This is a genomic window from Streptomyces sp. S.PB5 (assembly GCF_030403745.1).
Classification (GTDB): Bacteria; Actinomycetota; Actinomycetes; order Streptomycetales; family Streptomycetaceae; genus Streptomyces.
Map to the genome: position 1 here is coordinate 162,731 of NZ_JAQMWP010000019.1, position 20,018 is coordinate 182,748.

20 protein-coding genes are annotated in these 20,018 nt (G+C 70.8%); 7 read left to right on the top strand and 13 right to left on the bottom strand.

Annotated elements, in window-relative coordinates:
- Positions 1–207: 207 nt before the first annotated feature.
- The 3 genes from rocD to PH203_RS38865 all read right to left on the bottom strand — a co-directional run bounded on the left by rocD (position 208) and on the right by PH203_RS38865 (position 2,882).
- Positions 208–1,434, bottom strand: coding sequence for an ornithine--oxo-acid transaminase (gene rocD, locus PH203_RS38855; RefSeq protein ID WP_289926495.1), 1,227 nt, complete (start codon positions 1,432–1,434; stop codon positions 208–210).
- Positions 1,431–2,243 carry a dimethylargininase gene (gene ddaH, locus PH203_RS38860; RefSeq protein WP_289926496.1) on the bottom strand — a complete coding sequence of 271 codons (813 nt, stop codon included), beginning with the start codon at positions 2,241–2,243 and terminating at the stop codon, positions 1,431–1,433. The genes rocD and ddaH overlap by 4 nt, the downstream gene beginning before the upstream one ends.
- 147 nt (positions 2,244–2,390) lie before the next feature.
- Positions 2,391–2,882, bottom strand: a complete 492-nt coding sequence (locus PH203_RS38865; protein WP_289926497.1) for an Lrp/AsnC family transcriptional regulator — start codon at positions 2,880–2,882, stop codon at positions 2,391–2,393.
- Between the two features lie 78 nt (positions 2,883–2,960).
- Here PH203_RS38865 and PH203_RS38870 point away from each other — a divergent pair, with 78 nt between their 5' ends.
- From PH203_RS38870 to PH203_RS38890, 5 genes are all read left to right on the top strand, one after another.
- Entirely contained in the window at positions 2,961–3,710 is a 750-nt protein-coding gene (locus PH203_RS38870) for a LytTR family DNA-binding domain-containing protein (protein ID WP_289926498.1), read from the top strand.
- The gene (locus PH203_RS38875) at positions 3,707–4,078 is read left to right on the top strand and encodes a hypothetical protein (protein WP_289926500.1); all 372 of its coding nucleotides are present in this window, start codon (positions 3,707–3,709) and stop codon (positions 4,076–4,078) included. The genes PH203_RS38870 and PH203_RS38875 overlap by 4 nt, the downstream gene beginning before the upstream one ends.
- Before the next feature lie 49 nt (positions 4,079–4,127).
- Complete coding sequence (locus PH203_RS38880) at positions 4,128–5,840, top strand: cation acetate symporter (RefSeq protein WP_289926502.1); 1,713 nt, start codon at positions 4,128–4,130, stop codon at positions 5,838–5,840.
- A 153-nt stretch (positions 5,841–5,993) separates the two neighbouring features.
- Positions 5,994–6,233 (top strand): hypothetical protein, encoded by a 240-nt coding sequence (locus tag PH203_RS38885; protein WP_289926503.1) that lies wholly within the window; start codon positions 5,994–5,996, stop codon positions 6,231–6,233.
- A 106-nt stretch (positions 6,234–6,339) separates the two neighbouring features.
- The gene (locus tag PH203_RS38890) at positions 6,340–7,554 is read left to right on the top strand and encodes a histidine kinase (protein ID WP_289926505.1); all 1,215 of its coding nucleotides are present in this window, start codon (positions 6,340–6,342) and stop codon (positions 7,552–7,554) included.
- A gap of 35 nt (positions 7,555–7,589) precedes the next feature.
- Here PH203_RS38890 and PH203_RS38895 read toward each other — a convergent pair whose 3' ends face one another.
- The 7 genes from PH203_RS38895 to PH203_RS38925 form a co-directional block, all read right to left on the bottom strand.
- Positions 7,590–7,766 (bottom strand): hypothetical protein, encoded by a 177-nt coding sequence (locus PH203_RS38895; protein WP_289926507.1) that lies wholly within the window; start codon positions 7,764–7,766, stop codon positions 7,590–7,592.
- A gap of 13 nt (positions 7,767–7,779) precedes the next feature.
- Positions 7,780–9,678 (bottom strand): protein kinase, encoded by a 1,899-nt coding sequence (locus PH203_RS38900; protein ID WP_289926510.1) that lies wholly within the window; start codon positions 9,676–9,678, stop codon positions 7,780–7,782.
- Positions 9,679–9,706: 28 nt separating this feature from the next.
- Positions 9,707–11,155 carry a PASTA domain-containing protein gene (locus PH203_RS38905; protein ID WP_289926512.1) on the bottom strand — a complete coding sequence of 483 codons (1,449 nt, stop codon included), beginning with the start codon at positions 11,153–11,155 and terminating at the stop codon, positions 9,707–9,709.
- Positions 11,156–11,257: 102 nt separating this feature from the next.
- Positions 11,258–12,208: a cytochrome c oxidase assembly protein gene (locus tag PH203_RS38910; RefSeq protein WP_289926515.1), complete on the bottom strand. Its 951-nt coding sequence runs from the start codon at positions 12,206–12,208 to the stop codon at positions 11,258–11,260.
- A 112-nt stretch (positions 12,209–12,320) separates the two neighbouring features.
- Complete coding sequence (locus PH203_RS38915) at positions 12,321–13,346, bottom strand: 6-phosphofructokinase (protein WP_289926517.1); 1,026 nt, start codon at positions 13,344–13,346, stop codon at positions 12,321–12,323.
- A gap of 191 nt (positions 13,347–13,537) precedes the next feature.
- Positions 13,538–14,266, bottom strand: a complete 729-nt coding sequence (locus PH203_RS38920; RefSeq protein ID WP_289926518.1) for a glutamine amidotransferase — start codon at positions 14,264–14,266, stop codon at positions 13,538–13,540.
- A 17-nt stretch (positions 14,267–14,283) separates the two neighbouring features.
- Positions 14,284–15,522: a MurT ligase domain-containing protein gene (locus PH203_RS38925; RefSeq protein ID WP_289926520.1), complete on the bottom strand. Its 1,239-nt coding sequence runs from the start codon at positions 15,520–15,522 to the stop codon at positions 14,284–14,286.
- A gap of 105 nt (positions 15,523–15,627) precedes the next feature.
- Between PH203_RS38925 and def the strand changes: the two genes are divergently transcribed.
- Positions 15,628–16,182, top strand: a complete 555-nt coding sequence (gene def, locus PH203_RS38930; protein WP_289926522.1) for a peptide deformylase — start codon at positions 15,628–15,630, stop codon at positions 16,180–16,182.
- A gap of 55 nt (positions 16,183–16,237) precedes the next feature.
- Here the strand turns inward: def and PH203_RS38935 are convergent, their stop codons facing one another.
- Positions 16,238–16,882 carry a TetR family transcriptional regulator gene (locus tag PH203_RS38935; protein ID WP_289926524.1) on the bottom strand — a complete coding sequence of 215 codons (645 nt, stop codon included), beginning with the start codon at positions 16,880–16,882 and terminating at the stop codon, positions 16,238–16,240.
- A gap of 173 nt (positions 16,883–17,055) precedes the next feature.
- On the opposite strand from PH203_RS38935, the gene PH203_RS38940 reads away from it, so the two are divergent.
- A complete protein-coding gene (locus PH203_RS38940; RefSeq protein ID WP_289926526.1) occupies positions 17,056–18,285 on the top strand; it encodes an acyl-CoA dehydrogenase family protein in 1,230 nt (409 codons plus the stop codon).
- Here the strand turns inward: PH203_RS38940 and PH203_RS38945 are convergent.
- Positions 18,282–18,803 carry a cupin domain-containing protein gene (locus tag PH203_RS38945; RefSeq protein WP_289926528.1) on the bottom strand — a complete coding sequence of 174 codons (522 nt, stop codon included), beginning with the start codon at positions 18,801–18,803 and terminating at the stop codon, positions 18,282–18,284. The genes PH203_RS38940 and PH203_RS38945 overlap by 4 nt on opposite strands.
- Positions 18,800–20,017, bottom strand: coding sequence for a cytochrome P450 (locus PH203_RS38950; protein WP_289926530.1), 1,218 nt, complete (start codon positions 20,015–20,017; stop codon positions 18,800–18,802). Before PH203_RS38950 ends, PH203_RS38945 begins: the two co-directional genes overlap by 4 nt.
- Position 20,018: the final 1 nt, after the last annotated feature.

A 20,018-nucleotide genomic window follows, 5' to 3' on the forward strand; every position in this document is an offset into this window, starting at 1 on the left:
AGTGGCCTGCGGGTTCGCGGGGAACGGGGTCGCGGGTGGGGAAGGCCGCGGGAACAGCCTGGTGCTACCGGCCGGTAGGTATCAACCGCATCGGGTGATCCTGGCCGAATCGGTGTCGCCGATCGGTGTCGCCGGGAGCTGTTGAATTCGTACCCGGACAGCATGACGGCCGCCCCTTCCGCATCCGAGGCGGCCGTCATGTCGAGGTCAGACCCCCTGCATCAGAACCTTCTCCAGCGCGCCCAGCGCGCCCGTGAGTTCCTCGCCCGTGATGGTCAGCGGCGGCGCCAGCCGGATCGTCGACCCGTGCGTGTCCTTGACCAACACCCCTTCGCGCAGCAGCCGTTCACCGATCTCCCGTCCGGTGCCGACCGCCGGGTCGATGTCGACACCCGCCCACAGCCCGCGGGACCGGAAACCAAGGACGCCCTTGCCGACCAGATCCGCCAGACCGTCCCGCAGCACCACGCCCAACTCCGTTGCCCGGCGCTGGAATTCGCCCGTCTCCAGCAGTTCGAGCACGGCCGTGCCGACCGCGGCCGCGAGCGGGTTGCCGCCGAACGTCGAACCGTGTTCGCCCGGGCGCAGCACCCCGAGCACGTCCCGGCGGGCGACCACCGCGGACACCGGGACGATGCCGCCGCCCAGCGCCTTGCCCAGCAGCAGCACGTCCGGGACGACACCCTCGTGCTCGACCGCGAGGGTGCGGCCGGTGCGGCCGAGGCCCGACTGGATCTCGTCGGCGATGAAGAGGCAGCCCTTGCGGCGGGTCAGCTCGCGTACCCCGGTGAGGTAGCCCTGGTCCGGGATGACCACGCCCGCCTCGCCCTGGATGGGCTCCAGGAGCACCGCCGCCGTCGTCTCGTCGACCGCCGCCTCCAGCGCCACCAGGTCGTTGTACGGCACGATCCGGAAGCCCGGGGTGAAGGGGCCGAAGCCCTTCCGCGCCGTCTCGTCCGTGGAGAACGACACGATCGTCGTCGTACGGCCGTGGAAGTTCTCCGCCGCGACCACGATCGTCGCCCGGTCGGCCGGGACGCCCTTCACCTCGTACGCCCACTTGCGGGCCACCTTGATGCCGGACTCGACGGCCTCGGCGCCCGTGTTCATCGGCAGGACCATGTCGAGGCCGGTCAACTCCGCGAGCCGTTCGGCGAATTCGGCCAGCTTGTCGTTGTGGAAGGCCCGGGAGGTCAGGGTCAGCAGGTCCAGCTGGCGGTGGGCCGCCTCGATCAGCGCCGGGTGGCGGTGGCCGAAGTTGAGGGCCGAGTAGCCGGCCAGCATGTCCAGGTAGCGGCGGCCCTCCACGTCCTCCACCCAGGTGCCCTCGGCGCGGGCGACGACCACGGGCAGGGGGTGGTAGTTGTGCGCCAGGACCGGTTCCTCGGCCTTGATGAGGTCGGCGGAGGTACGGGTGCGTACGGGAGCGGTCATGGGCGGATCTCCTGGGTGCAGCACTTGATGCCGCCGCCGGCCTTGTGGAACTCGGAGAGGTCGACGGGGACGGGGACATAGCCGTGGTCGTCGAGGCGTGCGGCCAGCGCCTCGGCCTGCGGCGCGATGAAGACATGGCGGCCGTCGGACACGGAGTTCAGACCGAACGCCATCGCGTCCTCGCGGGTGGCGAGCACCGCGTCCGGGAAGAGCCGCGCGAGCACCGTACGGCTGCCGGCCGAGAAGGCCTCCGGGAAGTACGCGATGTTGGCGTCGTCGAGCACGAACAGGGCCGTGTCCAGGTGGTAGAAGTGCGGGTCCACCAGCGTCAGGCTGATCACCGGGTGCCCGAAGAACTCCTGCACCTCGCGGTGCGCGTCCCGGGTCGTGCGGAACCCGGTGCCGGCCAGCAGGTACCGGCCGGTCCAGACGAGGTCGCCCTCGCCCTCGCAGACCGACAGCGGGCGGTGGACGTCGTAGCCGGCCTTCTTGAACCACAGGTCGTAGTGGGTGGACTCGGGGCGCCGCTCGGGCGCGTGGAACAGCGAGCCGAAGACGCGGCCGTCGACGACGACCGCCGAGTTCGCGGCGAAGACCATGTCCGGGAGGCCGGGGACCGGCTCCACCGCGTCGACGTCGTGGCCGTGGGCCCGGTAGGCGCCGATCAGCGCCTGCCACTGCTCCTGGGCCAGGTCCACGTCGACATGGGTGTCGGGATGCATCCAGGGATTGATCGCGTACTGCACGGCGAAGTGTCTGGGTTCGCAGACGAGGAAACGCCGTCGGCGCTGCACACGGGACTCGGACACAGAGGGGTTCCTCCGCTTCCTGCGGTGTCTACTGAGGGTTGACACCAAGGTAGGAAGTGACGGCACGCTTGACAAGCAACAAGAATTGCGTGTCCGCGCAGGAATGCTGCGTCTTTTGCCGGTGAAACGCAGTTCTGATGCGCATATTCAGGACTCGCTCGGCGCGGCCTGACTCGCCCCCGCCTCCGGACTCTCCGGGATCAGATGGGACAGCACCATCACACTGATCGTCTTCCGGATGAACGGCTCGATGCGGATCCGCTCCAGCACCTCCTCGAAGTGCTGCACATCCCGCGCCCGCACATGCAGCAGCGCGTCCGCACCGCCCGTCACCGTCATCGCCGCGGTGATCTCCGGATGGTTGCGCACCACCTCCGCGAGCCGCCGCGGCGGTGCCGCGCCCTCGCAGTACACCTCGACGTACGCCTCCGTGCGCCAGCCCAGCGCCGACGGCTTCACCGTGGCCGTGAACCCGGTGATCACACCGGTCTCCCGCAACCGGTCCACGCGCCGCTTGACCGCCGTCGAGGAGAGCCCCACGGCCGTGCCGATCTCGGCGAAACTCGTCCTGGCGTTGGCCATCAGCGCGGTGATGATCTTCCGGTCGAGCTCGTCGAACGAGGGGGTCGTGCTGTTCATGGCGGCACTGTATCCAGCGGGTACGCCGATTCCCCGGCACGTGTGCAGACGTGCGAATTCCTCCTACACTCCGGGTTCATGCTGCGCGCCCTGGCTGTCGACGACGAACGCCCCTCGCTGGAGGAACTGCTCTACCTCCTGAACGCCGACCCCCGGGTCGGCACCGCGGAGGGCGCCGGCGACGCGACCGAGGCGCTGCGCCGTATCAACAAGGCCCTGGAATCCGGGCCGGGCGGCCCCGATGCCATCGATGTCGTCTTCCTCGACATCAACATGCCGGGGCTCGACGGCCTGGACCTGGCCCGGCTGCTCACCGGGTTCGCCCAGCCGCCGCTGGTGGTCTTCGTCACCGCGCACGAGGACTTCGCCGTGCAGGCCTTCGACCTCAAGGCCGTCGACTACGTCCTCAAGCCGGTCCGCAAGGAGCGCCTCGCCGAGGCCGTGCGCCGGGCCGCCGAGCTCCGCGACACCGCGCCGCGCATCCCCGTCAGCGAGCCCGACCCCGACCACATACCCGTCGAACTGGGGGGTGTGACCCGTTTCGTCAACGTCGAGGACATCACCCACGTCGAGGCCCAGGGCGACTACGCCCGGCTGCACACCACCAAGGGCAGCCATCTCGTCCGCATCCCCCTGTCCACCCTGGAAGAGCGCTGGCGCTCCCGCGGCTTCGTCCGCATCCACCGCCGCCACCTCGTCGCCCTGCGCCACATCGGCGAACTGCGCCTCGACGCCGGCACCGTCAGCGTCCTCGTCGGCGCCGAGGAACTCCAGGTCAGCCGCCGCCACGCCCGTGAACTGCGGGACCTGCTGATGAGGAGGTCGTGACGGTGCCCCAGAACCAGAGCCCCGCCGAACGCCGGGTCGTCGTCACCGGCCCGCCCCGCCAGACCCGCCGCGCCCCCGGCTACTACCGCCCCCGCACCGAGATCGACGAACAGACCACCCTCGGCCACACCTACGTCCGCTCCCTCATGCGCACCCAGCTCCGCGCCGGACTCACCGTGTTCGCCGTCCTCGGCCTCCTGATCGGCCCGCTCCCCCTGCTCTTCGCCGCGATGCCGGACGCCCGCCGGGTGGAATGGGCGGTCCTCGGCTTCGGCCTGTACGTCCCACTGGTCCTGCTCGCCCGCTGGTACGTGCGGCGGGCCGAGCGGAACGAGCGGGACTTCGTACGCCTTGTCGAGGACCGATGAGGCGCGCGGAACGGGTACGCCCCGACGGCCCGGCGAGGCGCGGCGACCGATGAACTCCGGCTACGCCGTCCCCGCCGTCGCCCTCGTCGTCGTCGCGACCGTCTTCGTCGGCGCCTTCGGCCTGCGCATCTCCCGCACCACCTCCGACTTCTACGTCGCCTCCCGCACCGTCGGCCCCCGTCTCAACGCGGCCGCCATCAGCGGCGAGTACCTCTCCGCCGCCTCCTTCCTCGGCATCGCGGGCCTGGTCCTGGTCCAGGGCCCGGACATGCTCTGGTACCCGGTCGGCTACACGGCCGGCTACCTGGTCCTGCTCCTCTTCGTCGCCGCCCCGCTGCGCCGCTCCGGCGCCTACACCCTCCCCGACTTCGCCGAGGCCCGGCTCGCCTCCCAGGCCGTACGACGCCTCGCGGGGGCCTTCGTCGTCGGCGTCGGCTGGCTGTATCTGCTGCCCCAACTCCAGGGCGCCGGGCTGACGTTGCAGGTGCTGACCGGGGCGCCGGACTGGCTCGGCGGAGTGATCGTGGCGGTCGTCGTGGTCGCCACGGTCGCCGCCGGAGGCATGCGCAGCATCACCTTCGTGCAGGCCTTCCAGTACTGGCTGAAGCTCACCGCTCTCCTCGTCCCCGCTCTCTTCCTGGTCCTCGCCTGGCAGAGCGACGGCGCCCCCACCCACGCCTTCGAGGAACCGGCGGCCTTCCGCGAACGGAGCTCCGTGCGCATCGACGACAGCCTCGACCTGAAGCTCGACCGGCCGCTGACCGTCACGGTCGACGGCGAGGTCGACGGCCGCGGGTACGAGGGCACGGAACTCACCCTCCCGGAAGGCACCCACCACATCGACTCCGGAACCCGGCTGACCTTCCCCGCGGGCGCCCAGGTCCCCGAGGCCGACCGCGGCGGTGACGCCGGCCTCTCGCCCTCCCAGGCCGAGACCCGTGGCGAACGCCCGCTGTACGCCACGTACGGGCTGATCCTCGCGACCTTCCTCGGCACCATGGGCCTGCCGCACGTGGTGGTCCGCTTCTACACCAGCCCGCACGGCGTCGCCGCCCGCCGCACCACCGTCGCGGTCCTCGGCCTGATCGGCGCCTTCTACCTCCTGCCCCCGGTCTACGGCGCCCTCGGCCGCCTGTACGCCCCCGAACTCACCCTCACCTCCGACGCGGACGCCGCGGTCCTGCTCCTGCCCGACCGGATGATCGGCGGCCTCGGCGGCGACCTGCTCGGCGCGCTGGTCGCCGGGGGAGCGTTCGCCGCGTTCCTCTCGACCGCCTCGGGGCTGACGATGGCCGTGGCGGGCGTCCTCACCCAGGACGTCCTCCCGTCGCGCGGGGTACGGCACTTCCGGCTCGGCACGGTGCTCGCCATGGCCGTACCGCTGGTGGCGAGCGTCCTGGTCGGGGGGCTGCCGGTCGCCGACGCGGTCGGCCTCGCCTTCGCGGTGTCCGCCTCCTCCTTCTGCCCGCTGCTCGTCCTCGGCATCTGGTGGCGCCGCCTGACCCCGCCGGGCGCGGCCGCCGGGATGCTGGTGGGCGGCGGCTCCGCCCTGGTCGCCGTGGCCGCGACGATGGCCGGCTTCCCGGGCTCCGGGGCCCTGCACGCCCTGCTCGCCTGGCCGGCTCTCTGGTCGGTGCCCCTGGCCTTCCTCACCATGGTCCTGGTCTCCCTGGCCACGCCGGGCCGGGTACCGGCCGGAACGGCGGCGATCCTGGCCCGGTTCCATCTGCCGGAGGAACTACGGGCGGAGGTGAAGGCATGAGGGAACGCCACAGGGACGGGAGGGGACACCCCCACGGCCCGGCCGGCCGGCCGACGGACCACGCCGGGCACGGCACAGCCCCCGACCCCCGGCCCGCGGATCGCCCCGGGCGCGCGGCAGCCCCCGGCGCGGGCCCCAAGGGCCGACTCGGGCGTGCCGACGTTCTCGGCGGCCGGTTCGCGGGCCGGGGTGGGTGTGTCGACGGTTTGGGCGGTTGGTTCGTGGGCCGGGGTGGGCGTGCCGAGGGTGTGGGCGGTTGGTTCGCGGGCCGGGGTGGAGGTGCTGACGATCCGGGTCGTCGGTTCACAGGCCGAGGTGGCCGCGCCGACAGCCGGGGCGGCCGGTTCGCGGACCTGCGTCGGCGGCACGGGCTCGCCGGCGGCGCAGGGCTAGGCTGCGGGCTCGGGAGCTGTCGAGGACGCCGAGCGGAGCCGGACGGCTGCCACCCGGGCGGTCGCGCATGGACCGGCGGTCTCAACTCCCGTAAGGAGGCGGCCTCATGAGCGGTTTCCTCGCCGGGCTCTGCGTCGCGATCCTCCCGCTGCTCGCCGCAGGCTTCTGGCTCGGCCGCCGCACCGCGCGCCCCGAGAGCCTGCGCGGCCTCGGCACTCCCGTCGAGCACGCCACGTTCGAGACCCTGCACACCGCTTCCCTGGCCGCGCCCCCGCTCAGGGCCGGGCTCACCGAGGAGACGGCCCGGAAGTCGGCCCGCAGACTGCGCACGCTCCTCGGCACGGACGCGCTCTGTCTGACGGACCAGAAGCAGGTGCTGGTCTGGGACGGCATCGGCGGCCACCATCGCGCCGAGATCATGCGACGGCTCGCGGATCCGCTGGAGACCGGCCGCGGCGAGGCGTTCCCGCTGACCTGCGACCACCTCGACTGCACGGTCCGCTGGGCCGTCGTGGCCCCGCTGACGGTCGACGACCGGGTCCACGGCGCCCTCGTCGCCTTCGGGCCCCATGAGTCCGCCGTCCTCGTCCGGGCCGCCGGAGAGGTCGCCCGCTGGATCTCCGTACAGCTCGAACTCGCCGACCTCGACCAGTCCCGCACCCGCCTCATAGAGGCCGAGATCAAGGCCCTGCGCGCCCAGATCTCCCCGCACTTCATCTTCAACTCGCTCGCGGTGATCGCCAGCTTCGTCCGCACCGACCCCGAGCGCGCCCGCGAACTGCTCCTGGAGTTCGCCGACTTCACCCGCTACTCGTTCCGCAGACACGGCGACTTCACCACCCTCGCCGACGAACTCCACGCCATCGACCACTACCTGGCGCTGGTCCGGGCCCGCTTCGGCGACCGTCTCTCCGTCACCCTGCAGATCGCCCCCGAGGTCCTGCCGGTCACCCTGCCCTTCCTCTGTCTGCAACCGCTCGTGGAGAACGCCGTCAAGCACGGCCTGGAGGGCAAGTCCGTGTCCCACGGCAAGTCCCACATCAGCATCACCGCCCAGGACGCGGGCGCCGAGGCACTGGTCGTCATCGAGGACGACGGCGCGGGAATGGACCCCGCCGTGCTGCGCCGCATCCTCGCCGGCGAGGTCAGCCCCTCGGGCGGCATCGGACTGTCCAACGTGGACGACCGGCTCCGCCAGGTCTACGGCGACGACTACGGCCTCGTCATCGAGACCGCCGTGGGAGCGGGTATGAAGATCACCGCCCGGCTGCCCAAGTACCAGCCGGGCGTGCACCCCGCCGGACGCCTCACCGGCGAATGAGCCCCAGGTATCGCAGAGGCGCCCAGGCGGGTGTCTCAGGTACTGCGGGTGACGACCATCCCCAGGGTGATCAGACCCAGCACGACCCAGCCGAACCACAGCCAGCCGTTGCTGCCGAGCGCCACCGTGTAGGCGGTCACCACGACCAGACCGCCGACGGTGAGCACCCCCATCGTCCTGGTCGAGCCATCTGTGGAACCGGAACCGGGCATCGCAACACCCTCCTCAGGATTCGTCCCCCTCCATGGTGCCCCCGTTCTGCTTCCGGACGGTGCAGACGACGAAATGAGTGCCCGACTTCCAGGGACCCTCGCTCGTCCATGAGCCCGCCTTGTAGACCGACGGGTCGAAGCCGTAGTCACGCGGCGGCACATCCCTCCCGCACACCACATCCGACTCGGTACGCGCATCGGACAGCGTGACATCGGCACCCAGCCGGGTGAACCCGAGCACCACCTCGTCGTGCGGCTGCTCGCAGGCGACCAGCCGGGCGTCCCGGTTGGAGCGGACGTCCAGACAGTCCCGCTTCTGCATGGTCGCGGTGTCCGCGAAGGCGGACCCGAGCTTGCGATGCCCGCCGATCGGCCCGTACACCGGCCCGTGCGCACCCAGCACCAGGCACGCACTGCGCTTCCCGGCGCTCTCGAAACCCTCCTCCGTCGGTACGACGGCGTAGCTCCGCACATCCGCCAGCTTCCCGCGGATCTCCTCGGTCCGCTCCTCGCACTGCGCGGGCCCCCGCTCCCGCGCCTCGGCGGCGGACGCGGCCGGCACGAAGGCCATCACCTGCCCGTCCGGCGGCTTCCCACCGCAGGTGGGGTCCAGGGACATCCGCGCCGTGCCCTTGAAGAGCTCCTCGCCGCTCCAGTCCACGGTCACGCAGTCGCCGTCCTTGAGCGGCGCGGACAGCCCCAGGTCCTTGCCGTACGGCAGCTTGGACCCGGTCCCGCTCCCGGTGCCCGTCCCGCCGCTGTCCCCGTCGCCGCCGGGCGGCTGCTGGGCGACGGCGTACCAGACGCCGCCCCCGGCGAGAGCGAGCCCCAGCAGTCCGGCGAGGGCGGAGTGCAGCACCCGGGGCCGGGTACGGCGGCGGCTTCCGCCGGAGGAGCTGACCAGCGGGGGCCCGAAGCCGTCCGGGACGATCGGCGGTACGGGCAGCTGCGTGGGCGGCACAGGAGTCTGCGGGGCGAGCGTCGGCTGGGCCCACGGCGGCTGCGATCCGAGGTCGGTCTGGGTGCGCGCGTACGTCTCCGGCTGCGGGGTCACGATCCGCGACAGCGCCACCTCCGCCTCCGCGGCGGAGATCCGCGTACCCGGATCCTTGATCAGCATCGCCTCCAGCACCGGCCCCAGAGCCCCGGCCCGCACCGGCGGCCGCGGCTCCTCCATGACGATCGCGGTGATCTCCGCGAGGTGCGACTCGCGCTCGAACGGGCCGTGGCCCTCGACCCCGTGGTAGAGCGTGCAGCCCAGCGAGAACAGATCCGCCGCCGGCGTCGGCGGCCCGCCCGTGGCACGCTCCGGCGCGAGATAGCCCGCGGTCCCCACGAGCACGGACGTCAGCGTGTACCGCGTCTCCCCGGCGTCCGGCTGCACCGAGATGCCGTAGTCGGTGAGCAGGATGCGCCCGTACGGCGCCCCCGTGCGGTCCGGCGCGAGCAGGATGTTCGCCGGTTTGACGTCCCGGTGCATCACGCCCCGCTGGTGCCCGGCGGTCAGCGCGTCCAGCACGGCCAGGCCGATGCGGGCGCACTCCGCGGGCGCCAGCGGGCCGCGCCGGGCCACCAGCTCGCGCAGGTCCACCGCGCCCGCGACGTACTCCATGACGATCCACGGCAGCCCGTCGTGCTCCAGCACGTCGTGCACGGTGACCACATGCGGATGGCCGCGCAGCCCCGCCGCGTGCCGGGCCTCCGCACGGGCCCGGGCGACCCGCGCCTCCCGCTCGTGCCCCGCCTCGGCCGGGTCCCGGAACACGATCTCCTTGAGCGCGACCTCGCAGGCGAGTCTCTGGTCGTGAGCGAGCCACACATGGCCCATGCCACCGCTGCCGAGCTGGTTCAGCAGCAGATAGCGGCCGGCGATGACCCGGCCCACTCCCGATGTCGATTGTCCTGAAGGCATCCGGTGACTCCCGGGGTCTGCGGGGACGCTATGCGGCGGCGGTTGCGGGGGGCTCCTCGGTGGCGGGCTCACTGGTCGCCGGAGTGGTGCTGGCCGGAGCGGTGCTGGTCTCCGGCGGTGCGCTCGTCGTCTCCGGCGGCGGGGGAGGGGGAGGCGGTGCGCTGGTGGCGGTGGTCTCCGGAGGCGGCGGCGGTGGCGGTGGCGCCGCGCTCGTGGACGACGGAGGCGGGTCGCTGCTCGTCGAGGGCGGCGGCGCCGAGCTGCTGCTCGCCGGCGGCGACGGGGAGGCGGGCGGCGCGCTCGACGAGGACGAGGAGGCGGGCGGCGACGAGGAGGAGGACGACGAGGCCGGCGGCGACGAGGACGACGAGGACGAGGGCGGTGACGAGCTGCCGTCAGGCCCGGAACTCCCGGGCGACGACGGCCCGGACGAGGAGGGGCCCGGGGGAGTGGTCGTGGACCCGCCGGAGCCGGATGAACCGGATGAACCAGATGAATCCGACGAACCAGAGGAGCCGGAATCCTCCGCCACGCTCAGCATCACGTACTGCCCGAACTCCAGCTCGGTCCCCGCCGGCGGATCGGTCGCCATGACCTCGGCGTCGTCCGGCGGCAGCCCCTTGCTCTCGTATCCGACCGCGAGCCCCTTGTCGGTGAGCGCCTGCCGGGCCTGCCCGAAGGTCGCCCCGGCGAGGTTCGGCACCTCGCGCTTCTCCCGGGTGTCGAAGACGGCGTCCTTCGTGCCCGTCGTACCGACCGGCCGCGACAGGCCGCGGTCGGGCTCCTCGACGTCCACGAGGGCGATCTGCTTCAGCGGACGGGCCGCGGGCCGCACGGCCACGACGGAGGACCGGTCATAGCCCTTCCACTCCTCGTTGCCGTCCTCGAACTTCACCGAGATCTTGCTGGTGTCACCCTCGAAGGGCCGCAGCGGATTTCCGCACGAGCACTTCACGGCCGGCTGCCCCTGCTGATCGACCAGAATCGCGATTCCGGCCTGCAGCAAGGAGTCGTAGGGAACTGCCTTGCCCTTTTTGTAGTCGTGGTTCTTCACGAGAGTGTCGTGACGCAACAGAACGGGTGTGAGTCGATCGAGATATTCCGGTATCTGATTCGTGGAGATTTTGAGGGCACGCGCCCACGCCTGTGCCTTCTGGTCGTTCCTGGGATCGGTGAGGAAATTCTCCAGCTTGTCGACGTCACAGACGGTCGGCTGCTTCGAACCCCCGTACAGACCCGGGGTGTCGCCCTGCTGCAGGCTGCCCCGCACCGGCCGCGACGCCACCTGCGCATCCTGGCCGAGCCCGCTCTTCTCGTCGAAGAAGGGCGCGAGAGAGGGCACTCCCACGGCGACCGCCTTCACCGCCAGCAAGGCCTCGCGATCGCACCCGCTGAGTGCCAGTACGAAGACCAGCAGCACCGCGACCCTGCGGATCGCCGATATCCCGGTCCTTTGCAGAAACACGTGAATTGTCATCACCGCTCCCCCCGGCGGTTCCCCCAACGCGTTTCATGCTACTGAATGGAAAAGCATTCCCGCCGGATTGAGGGCAAAGAGCGGATTGAGGGGAAAGGGGTGTCAGCGGCTGCGTGCGTTGAGTGAGGCCAAATAGGCGTTGTACGCCTCGAGTTCCTTGTCCCCGTCCCGGTCCGCGGCCCGGTCCTTGCGCCTGGCCTGCCGCTGCTCCGACCCGTACCACTGGAAGAGCAGCGCGATCAGCACCAGCACGGACGGGATCTCACTGAACGCCCAGGCGATACCGCCCGCCGCGTTCTGGTCGGAGAGCGCGTCGATGCCGAGCGAGGCGGGCGGGTTCTTGAACGTCTCGACCATCGGAGTGGACGCCATCATCAGCGCGATCCCGAAGAACGCGTGGAACGGCATGCCCGCGAACAGCTCCAGCATCCGCATCAGATACCCGGGCCGGTTCGGACCGGGATCGACCCCGATGATCGGCCAGAAGAACACCACGCCCACCATCAGGAAGTGCACCATCATCGCGATGTGCCCCGTCTTGGAGCCCATCAGGAAGTCGAAGAGCGGCGTGAAGTACAGCGCGTACAGGCTCGCGATGAACAGCGGGATGGTGAACGCCGGATGCGTGACGATCCGCATGTACCGGCTGTGCAGCAGCGCGAGCAGCAGCTCCCGCGGCCCCTTGCGTCCCTTGCCCGCGACCGGCAGCGCCCGCAGCGCCAGCGTCATCGGCGCGCCGAGCAGGATCAGGATCGGCGACAGCATGCTGATCACCATGTGCTGCACCATGTGCACGCTGAACATGACCATCCCGTAGTCGTTCAGCCCGGTGCACATCACCAGCATGATCGTCAGCACCCCGACGACGTACGAGACGGTCCGCCCCACGGGCCAGGCGTCCCCCCGCCGCCGCAGCCGCACGACCCCCCAGGCGTACAGCCCGAGCCCGAGGAGGCAGGCGACGAGGAAGAACGGGTCGGCCGACCACTGAAGACCCCGCCCCAGCGTGAACGGCGGCAGATCCATGGTCATGCCGTGCCCGCTGTGATCCATTCCGGCGGCTCCTGATTCGTGGGGGTTGTGCAAGTCTGTCCGTCACAGACTAGAACCGCCCCCGGCCGCAGCTGCGGCCGGGGGCGGACTCTTCAGTTCCGTACGTCTTGTCCTAGAGCACGCACTCGGCCTCTTCGTAGCGCTCTGCGGGAACCGTCTTGAGCGTCTCCACGGCCTCCGCGAGCGGCACCATCACGATGTCCGTCCCCCGAAGAGCCGTCATGTGACCGAACTCGCCCCGGTGCACGGCCTCCACCGCATGCCACCCGAACCGGGTCGCCAGCACCCGGTCGTACGCCGTCGGCGTACCGCCGCGCTGCACATGCCCGAGGATCACCGGCCGGGCTTCCTTCCCCAGCCGCTGCTCCAGCTCGATGGAGAGCTGTCGGGCGATCCCGGCGAACCGCTCGTGCCCGTAGACGTCCTTGCCGCCCTCGTCGAACTCCATGGTCCCGGCGGCGGGCTTGGCCCCTTCCGCCGCGACGACGATCGCGAACCGCTTGCCCGCCTCGAACCGTTCGCCGACCCGCTTGGCCAACTCCTCGATGTCGAAGGGCCGTTCCGGTACGACGATGGCGTGCGCGCCGGCCGCCATGCCGGAGTGCAGGGCGATCCAGCCGGTGTGCCGCCCCATGACCTCGACGACGAGGACCCGCTGGTGGGACTCGGCGGTGGTCTTGAGCCGGTCGAGCGCCTCGGTCGCCACACCGACGGCCGTGTCGAAGCCGAAGGTGACGTCGGTGACGGCGATGTCGTTGTCGATGGTCTTCGGCACGCCCACGACGGGCAGTCCGGCGTCCGACATCAGCCGGGCCGCCTTGAGGGTGCCTTCACCGCCGATGGGGATGATCGCGTCGAGCCCGAGCTCGGCGACATGCCCCTTCGCCCGCTCCACACCGTCCCGCAGATGCGAGGGCTGGACCCGGGAGGAGCCGAGGATCGTGCCGCCGCGGGCCAGGATGCCGCCCACCGCGTCGAGGTCGAGCTTGAGGTAGTCGCACTCCAGGAGGCCCTTCCAGCCGTCCCGGAAGCCGATGACCTCGTCGCCGTGGTCGGCGACGGCGCGGTGCACGACGGACCGGATGACGGCGTTCAGGCCGGGGCAGTCGCCGCCGGACGTGAGGACACCAATGCGCATAGCCCGAAACAACCTTCTCGACGTGGGCCGGGGACCGGACCACGCTGTCCGGCTCGATCCCCGCCACCCTAGCGGCAGGAGGGGGCGGGGCCGTACCGTGCGTCCGCCTGCTGGACGAGCCCGCTCAGGTGTGCGGACACATCGTCAGACGGGCTGGTAAACGGGGGCTGGAGCGCCGATGAAACCACAGGTCAGGCGGGCTGCTGCGCCGCCGCGATGCGCTCGTTGCGCAGCGCCTCGTACCAGCGGTCGTCGGTGGGCGGGAGCGCGTTGACGTCCAGCGCCAGCTTCAGCAGCAGGTCGGCGATGAGCGGGTTCCGCGCCAGCACCGGACCGTGCATGTAGGTACCGAAGACGGTGTCGTTGTACGCCCCCTCCGTACCGTCGCCCGTCCCGTTGCCGTTGCCGAGCTTCACCTGGGCGAGCGGGCGGGCCGTGGGTCCGAGGTGCGTGACGCCCTGGTGGTTCTCGAACCCGGTCAGCGGGGGCAGACCGAGCCGCGGGTCGATGTCGGCGAGCACGTCACCGACGCACCGCGCACCCTCACCGCGTACCGAGACCACGTCCAGGAGCCCGAGGCCGGGCTCGCGCTGACCGAGGTCGTTGATGAACTCGTGGCCGAGGATCTGGTAGCCGGCGCACACCGAGAAGACGATCGCGCCGTTCGCCACGGCACGGTGCAGCCCGCCGTCCCGGCGCAGCCGCTCGGCCGCGAGCCGCTGCGGACGGTCCTCGCCGCCGCCGATGAGGTAGATGTCCCCGGAGGTGGGGATCGGCTGGTCGCTGCGCACGTCGAGACGGGCCACGTCGAGGCCGCGCTGCCGCGCCCGGCGCTCCACGACCAGGACGTTGCCCTGGTCGCCGTAGGTGCTGAGCAGGTCGGGATAGATCCAGACGACCCGCAGCTGGTTGTCGCTCACAAAAGTCCCCTGAAGTGTCAGTTGCCGACGCGGCGGCGCAGGTCCTGGAAGGCGGTGTAGTTCGCGATGACCTCGATGCGGCCCGGCGGGCACATCTGCACGGCCTGGTCGAGGTTCTCGCAGACCTGGAAGTGCTGGTTCGCGACCTCCAGACGCACCGCGAGGTCCAGCTTCCGGTCGCCGATGACGCAGATCGGGTGCCCCGTCAGACGCGTGTAGTCGACGTCCCACAGCCACGAGGTGTCGGTGCCGTCGGCGCTGCGCGCGTTGACGGAGAGGATCACCGGGGTGGGTGGCGGATCGATAAGGCTGAACGTTTCGAGCCAGCCCGCCGGGTTCTTCGCGAGCAGCAGCCGCAGATCGCGCTGCTGGAACTGCACGACGTCGTAGCGCCCGGCGACGGCCTGCACCTGGTACATGCGTTCCAGGGCGACCTGCGGCGGCACGCCGAAGACGGCGGCGACGGCGGCGGAGGAGGCGGCGTTGGCCTTGTTGGCGCGACCGGGCAGCTGAAGATGGATCGGCCAGGCGGAACCGTGCGGGTCGAGCACGTGGTCCCCGGACAGCGCCCAGCTCGGCGTGGGCCGCCGGAAGCCGCACTCGCCGCAGAACCAGTCGTCGCCCGGCCGCTGCATCACACCACCGCAGGACGGGCAGGACCAGGCGTCGTCCTTCCACATCTGCCCGGCGGCGACCCAGATCACGTTGGGGGACGAGGAGGCGGCCCACACGACGAGCGGGTCGTCGGCGTTGGCCACGACCACGGCCTTGCTGCCCGCCAGGCCCTCGCGCCAGTTCTCGGCGAGCATGCGGGTCTCGGCGGCGCGGTCGAGCTGGTCACGGGAGAGGTTGAGCAGGGCGATGCACTTGGGGTCGGTGTCCCGGGCCACGCCCGCGAGGTACTTCTCGTCGACCTCGATGACGCCGTACCGCGCGTCCGAGTTGCCCGCGAGCGCCGAGGTGATGCCGGCGGGCATGTTGGCGCCCAGCGCGTTGGAGACGACGGGCCCGGCGGCACGCAGCGCCTCCGCGATGAGCCGGGTGGTCGTGGTCTTGCCGTTGGTCGCCGACACCAGGACGACGTCCAGGTTCTGGGCGAGCCGGGCCAGAAGGTCGGGGTCGAGTTTGAGCGCCACCCGGCCGCCGATCACCGAACCGCTGCCGCGCCCCGCGGCGCGCGACGCCGCTGCGACCGCCTTGCCCGCGGTCACGGCGATCTTGGCCCGCGGCGTGAGCGGGTCCGAGTTGCCTGCCATCAGTTCTCGATCCTCCTTGCGTACGCGCCGCGCCTGACGGCAACGTGGTGGTGGTCAGCCTATCGAGATCCATTCGCAGTCCCGAATCGCCGTACCCTTGCGGCCATGCGAAACGGCTCCATTCCGGGCACCCGCGGACGCGTCCGGCCCCTCACACTGCTCGGCGACCCCGTCCTGCACGCCCCGTGCGAGGACGTCACGGACTTCGGCCCGGAACTGGCGACGCTCGTGGAGGACTTGTTCGCGACGATGTACGCGGCCCAGGGCGTGGGCCTGGCGGCGAACCAGGTGGGGGAGCCGCTGCGGGTCTTCGTCTACGACTGCCCGGACGACGAGGACGTACGGCATTTGGGACATGTCGTGAACCCCCGGCTGGTGGAGGCGGACGGTGTGGTGATCCGTGGCCCGGAGGGTTGCCTGTCCCTGCCGGGCCTGGAGGCGGGGACGGAACGCTACGACCACGCGGTGGTGGAGGGTTTCACGATGACGGGGGAGCCGGTGACGGTGCATGGCACAGGGTGGTTCGCAAGATGCTTGCAGCACGAGTGCGACCACTTGGACGGCAAGGTCTACGCGGACCGCTTGACGGGCTGGCGCCACGGCAGGCTGATGCGCCAAGTGAACCGAGCTTCATGGCACCGGGGAAGTGCATGCCGTTAGGGGCGCGGGGAACTGCGCGACCAGCCCCCACCCGCCGGTGGACGCTGCACAACCGTCAGAACCCAGGACCGCCGATCTTGTCCCCCGCCGCAGCGAGCCGCCCCCAAAGCAGATCGGCCAGACTCCGTACCAACTCGGCCCGAGAACAAGGCCGTTCACCCAGCCACCAGTCCCCGGCCGCGTGCATCATCCCGACGATCCCATGCCCCCACACCCGAGCCAGCTGCTGCCCGCCGGGTCCGAGATCCAGCCGGTCCTCGATGACCTGAGCCAGTTCCTCGCCCATCCGCCGAAGCAACGGCACGGAGTGCTTGCCGACATCGAACCCGGGGTCGCCCGACTGTCCGCCCTCCGACGGATGCATCAGGAACCGATACACCTGAGGCCGCAGCTCGATCGCCGCGAGATACGTGTCGAGGGTCGCCTCGACCCGCTCCCGCCGGTCCGCAGGCGCATCAAGAGCCGCGCGCAGAGAATCCAGCAACGCATCCGTATGCCGCTTGGCCAACGCCGCGTAGAGTCCCCCCTTGTCACCGAAGTGACGGTAGAGAATCGGCTTGGTGATGCCCGCTTCCGCGGCGATCGCGTTCATGGAGGCCTGTGGTCCGTCACGCAGGACCACCCGGTCCGCGGCCTCCAGCAGCTCTCGCCGGCGGCGGTCGGCGGACCGCTGTTGATCGGTCCGCTGCGTGGTGTCCATGAGCTCTCCCCACCCGTGCTGTTTCGGTGACGCCTGCGCAAACTAACACCCACCATGCCCCATGCATCGAACGGGCTACCGAGGTGTCATCAGGAGTTGACTTTTCCTACCGGTCGGTAACAGACTCGGGTTACCGCTAGTAACATGCAAGTCGCGCCGCCGCTGGAGGGGACATGGCCGAGTTCACCATGGAGCTCAACGACGAACAGAAGGAGGTCCGGGACTGGCTGCACGGCTTCGCCGCCGACGTCATCCGCCCCGCGGCCGCCGAATGGGACGAGCGTGAGGAGACTCCCTGGCCGGTCATCCAGGAGGCCGCCAAGGTCGGCATCTACTCGCTCGACTTCTACGCCCAGCAGTACTTCGACCCCACCGGCCTCGGCATCCCCATGGCGATGGAGGAGCTGTTCTGGGGCGACGCGGGCATCGCCCTGTCGATCGTCGGCACCGGCCTCGCCGCGGTCGGCGTCCTCGCCAACGGCACCGAGGAACAGATCGGCACCTGGATCCCCCAGATGTACGGCGACACGAACGACGTCAAGGTCGCCGCGTTCTGCTCCTCCGAGCCGGACGCCGGGTCCGACGTGGCCTCCATGCGCACGCGTGCCGTGTACGACGAGGCCAAGGACGAGTGGGTGCTGAACGGCACCAAGACCTGGGCGACCAACGGCGGCATCGCCAACGTCCACGTCGTCGTGGCCGTCGTCGACGCGGAGCTCGGCTCCAAGGGCCACGCGTCCTTCATCATCCCGCCGGACACGCCGGGCCTGTCCCAGGGCCAGAAGTTCAAGAAGCACGGCATCCGCGCCTCGCACACCGCCGAGGTCGTCCTGGAGAACGTCCGTGTTCCCGGCTCCTGCCTCCTCGGCGGCAAGGAGAAGCTGGACGAGCGGCTGGCGCGGGCGCGCGAGCGGGCGAAGGCCGGTAACGGCGAACGCGTGAAGAACGCGGCGATGGCCACGTTCGAGGCGTCGCGGCCGGCGGTCGGCGCGATGGCGGTCGGCACGGCCCGTGCCGCGTACGAGGTCGCCCTCGACTACGCCAAGACGCGTGAGCAGTTCGGCCGCCCGATCATCGACAACCAGGGCGTCGCCTTCCAGCTCGCCGACATGCGCACGTCCATCGACGCGGCCCGCCTCCTGGTCTGGCGCGCCTCCTGGATGGCCATCAACGGCAAGCAGTTCACCGCTGCCGAGGGCTCGATGTCCAAGCTCTTCGCGAGCGAGACGGCCAAGAAGGTCACCGCACAGGCGGTGCAGATACTCGGCGGCAACGGCTACACGCGAGAGTACCCGGTGGAGCGGATGCACCGGGACGCCGCGATCTACACCATCTTCGAAGGGACGAGCGAGATCCAGCGGCTCGTCATCGCCCGGACCCTCTCCGGTATGCCGATCCGCTAACGGTGTCTGAGCGGCGTCAGCTGCTCGATGTCGTACCGCCGGCGCAACTCCTCGATCGCCTCGTGATCCGGCGGACCCCCGCCGCCCAGGATCTCCAGCAGCTCCTCGAAGTACCGCTCGTGATCGGGCGGCGGGGAGGCCTGGAAGAACATCTTGGCCGGGGAGTTTGTCGGGTTGGCGAACGCGTGCGGGCAGCCCGGCGGTACGACGATGACCGTGCCCGGTGTCGCCCGTACCACCCGGTTGCCCGAACTCGACTCCCAGCGCTGCCAGTTGTCCGGTGTCCGCACCCTCGGTTCGAAGGCGAGCACGTCCAGCTCGCCGTCGAGCACGTAGAACAACTCCTCGCTGCGCGTGTGCACATGGGCGCCCACGTCGAAGCCGGGCGGCACGATCACCTCGAAGGTGGACGCCATGCGGGAGTGCGAGCCGGTCACCTTGAAGGTGACGTGCTGGGCCGGCGTCTGGACGACCCGGCCGTGACCCGGCGGTACCAGGAGTCCCTCCGCGGCCGTCACCACGTCACCGGCAGAGCCTCGGGACCGCGGATCAGCGCGCCCTTCTTGAAAGGCACTCGGTTCGGCGGCACCGCCAGCCTCAGCCCCGGCACCCGGTCCAGCAGCGCGTCCACCATGAGCTCGGACTCCAGACGGGCCAGCATGCCGCCGGGGCAGTAGTGCGGGCCGAAGCCGAACGACACGTGCGGGTTGGGGGAGCGGGAGAAGTCGATCGTCTCCGGGTACGGGAAGACCGCGTCGTCCCGGTTGGCCGCGAGGTACGACACGTACACCGCGTCGCCGGCCCGGATCCGTACGCCTCGGATGCCGACGTCCTCCAGGGCGATCCGAGACAGGCCCACCGCGTTGCGGTGCGGGATGTAGCGCAGCAGTTCGTCGATGGCCTGGGGACGGACGGCAGGGTCGGTGCGCAGGCGGTCGGCCAGGTCGGGACGGCTCAGCAGGAGATAGAACATCTGCCCGCTGTTGTTCGTCACCGCCTCGCCGCCGATCTGGAGCAGGACCGCGAGACCCACCGCCTCCTCCAGCGTCACCTCGCCACGCCCGACGGCCGTCCCGAGCAAGGAGGCCACGTCCTCGCCGGTGCTGCCCTCGCGCAGGCCGATGAGGTCGGCGAAGTAGGCGCCCATCTCGTTCCTGGCCTTCTCGCTGACGTTCTTGCCGTGCGAGGAGGACAGGATCAGCTGGGTCCAGGTGTGCATGCCCTGCCGGTCGGCGGCCGGGACGCCCATCAGCTCGCAGATGACGGCGATCGGGAAGGGCGTGAGGACGGTCGCGGTGAGGTCGGCCGGAGGGCCGTCCTGGAGCAGCTCGTCCACCAGCTCGTCGAGCATGTGCCGCGACTTCTCGCGGATCCGCTCCACGCCCCTCGCCGTGAACGCGGCGGCCACCGAACGCCGTAGCCGCGTGTGGTCCGGCGGGTCCAGGAAGCCCACCGCGCCGCGGGCCGGGATGAAGTGCGGGGCGAGCCTGGTGACCTCCGGCTGGTCCATGACCGCCTCGCGGCTGAAGCGGGGGTCGTTGGTCACCGTCCGTACGTCCTCGTACCGGGTGACCAGCCACGCCCAGCCCTCGCCGTTGGGCAGCTGGATCCGGGTGACCGGGCCCTCGCGCATCAGCTCGGTCAGCACCGGGTCGAAGTCCACGCCGTTCAGGTCGAGGGCGGGCCAGTGCCGGATCGGGGGGAGGATCTCGGTGATCGTCTCTTCGGTCATC

What these genes read in the sequence shown, in the direction of transcription:
- rocD (WP_289926495.1), bottom strand. Translation starts at nt 1,434, where the DNA reads ATGACCGCTCCCGTACGCACCCGTACCTCCGCCGACCTCATCAAGGCC.
- PH203_RS38865 (WP_289926497.1), bottom strand. Translation starts at nt 2,882, where the DNA reads ATGAACAGCACGACCCCCTCGTTCGACGAGCTCGACCGGAAGATCATC.
- PH203_RS38870 (WP_289926498.1), top strand. Translation starts at nt 2,961, where the DNA reads ATGCTGCGCGCCCTGGCTGTCGACGACGAACGCCCCTCGCTGGAGGAA.
- PH203_RS38880 (WP_289926502.1), top strand. Translation starts at nt 4,128, where the DNA reads ATGAACTCCGGCTACGCCGTCCCCGCCGTCGCCCTCGTCGTCGTCGCG.
- PH203_RS38890 (WP_289926505.1), top strand. Translation starts at nt 6,340, where the DNA reads ATGAGCGGTTTCCTCGCCGGGCTCTGCGTCGCGATCCTCCCGCTGCTC.
- PH203_RS38895 (WP_289926507.1), bottom strand. Translation starts at nt 7,766, where the DNA reads ATGCCCGGTTCCGGTTCCACAGATGGCTCGACCAGGACGATGGGGGTG.
- PH203_RS38900 (WP_289926510.1), bottom strand. Translation starts at nt 9,678, where the DNA reads ATGCCTTCAGGACAATCGACATCGGGAGTGGGCCGGGTCATCGCCGGC.
- PH203_RS38905 (WP_289926512.1), bottom strand. Translation starts at nt 11,155, where the DNA reads ATGACAATTCACGTGTTTCTGCAAAGGACCGGGATATCGGCGATCCGC.
- PH203_RS38910 (WP_289926515.1), bottom strand. Translation starts at nt 12,208, where the DNA reads ATGGATCACAGCGGGCACGGCATGACCATGGATCTGCCGCCGTTCACG.
- PH203_RS38915 (WP_289926517.1), bottom strand. Translation starts at nt 13,346, where the DNA reads ATGCGCATTGGTGTCCTCACGTCCGGCGGCGACTGCCCCGGCCTGAAC.
- PH203_RS38925 (WP_289926520.1), bottom strand. Translation starts at nt 15,522, where the DNA reads ATGGCAGGCAACTCGGACCCGCTCACGCCGCGGGCCAAGATCGCCGTG.
- def (WP_289926522.1), top strand. Translation starts at nt 15,628, where the DNA reads ATGCGAAACGGCTCCATTCCGGGCACCCGCGGACGCGTCCGGCCCCTC.
- PH203_RS38935 (WP_289926524.1), bottom strand. Translation starts at nt 16,882, where the DNA reads ATGGACACCACGCAGCGGACCGATCAACAGCGGTCCGCCGACCGCCGC.
- PH203_RS38940 (WP_289926526.1), top strand. Translation starts at nt 17,056, where the DNA reads ATGGCCGAGTTCACCATGGAGCTCAACGACGAACAGAAGGAGGTCCGG.
- PH203_RS38950 (WP_289926530.1), bottom strand. Translation starts at nt 20,017, where the DNA reads ATGACCGAAGAGACGATCACCGAGATCCTCCCCCCGATCCGGCACTGG.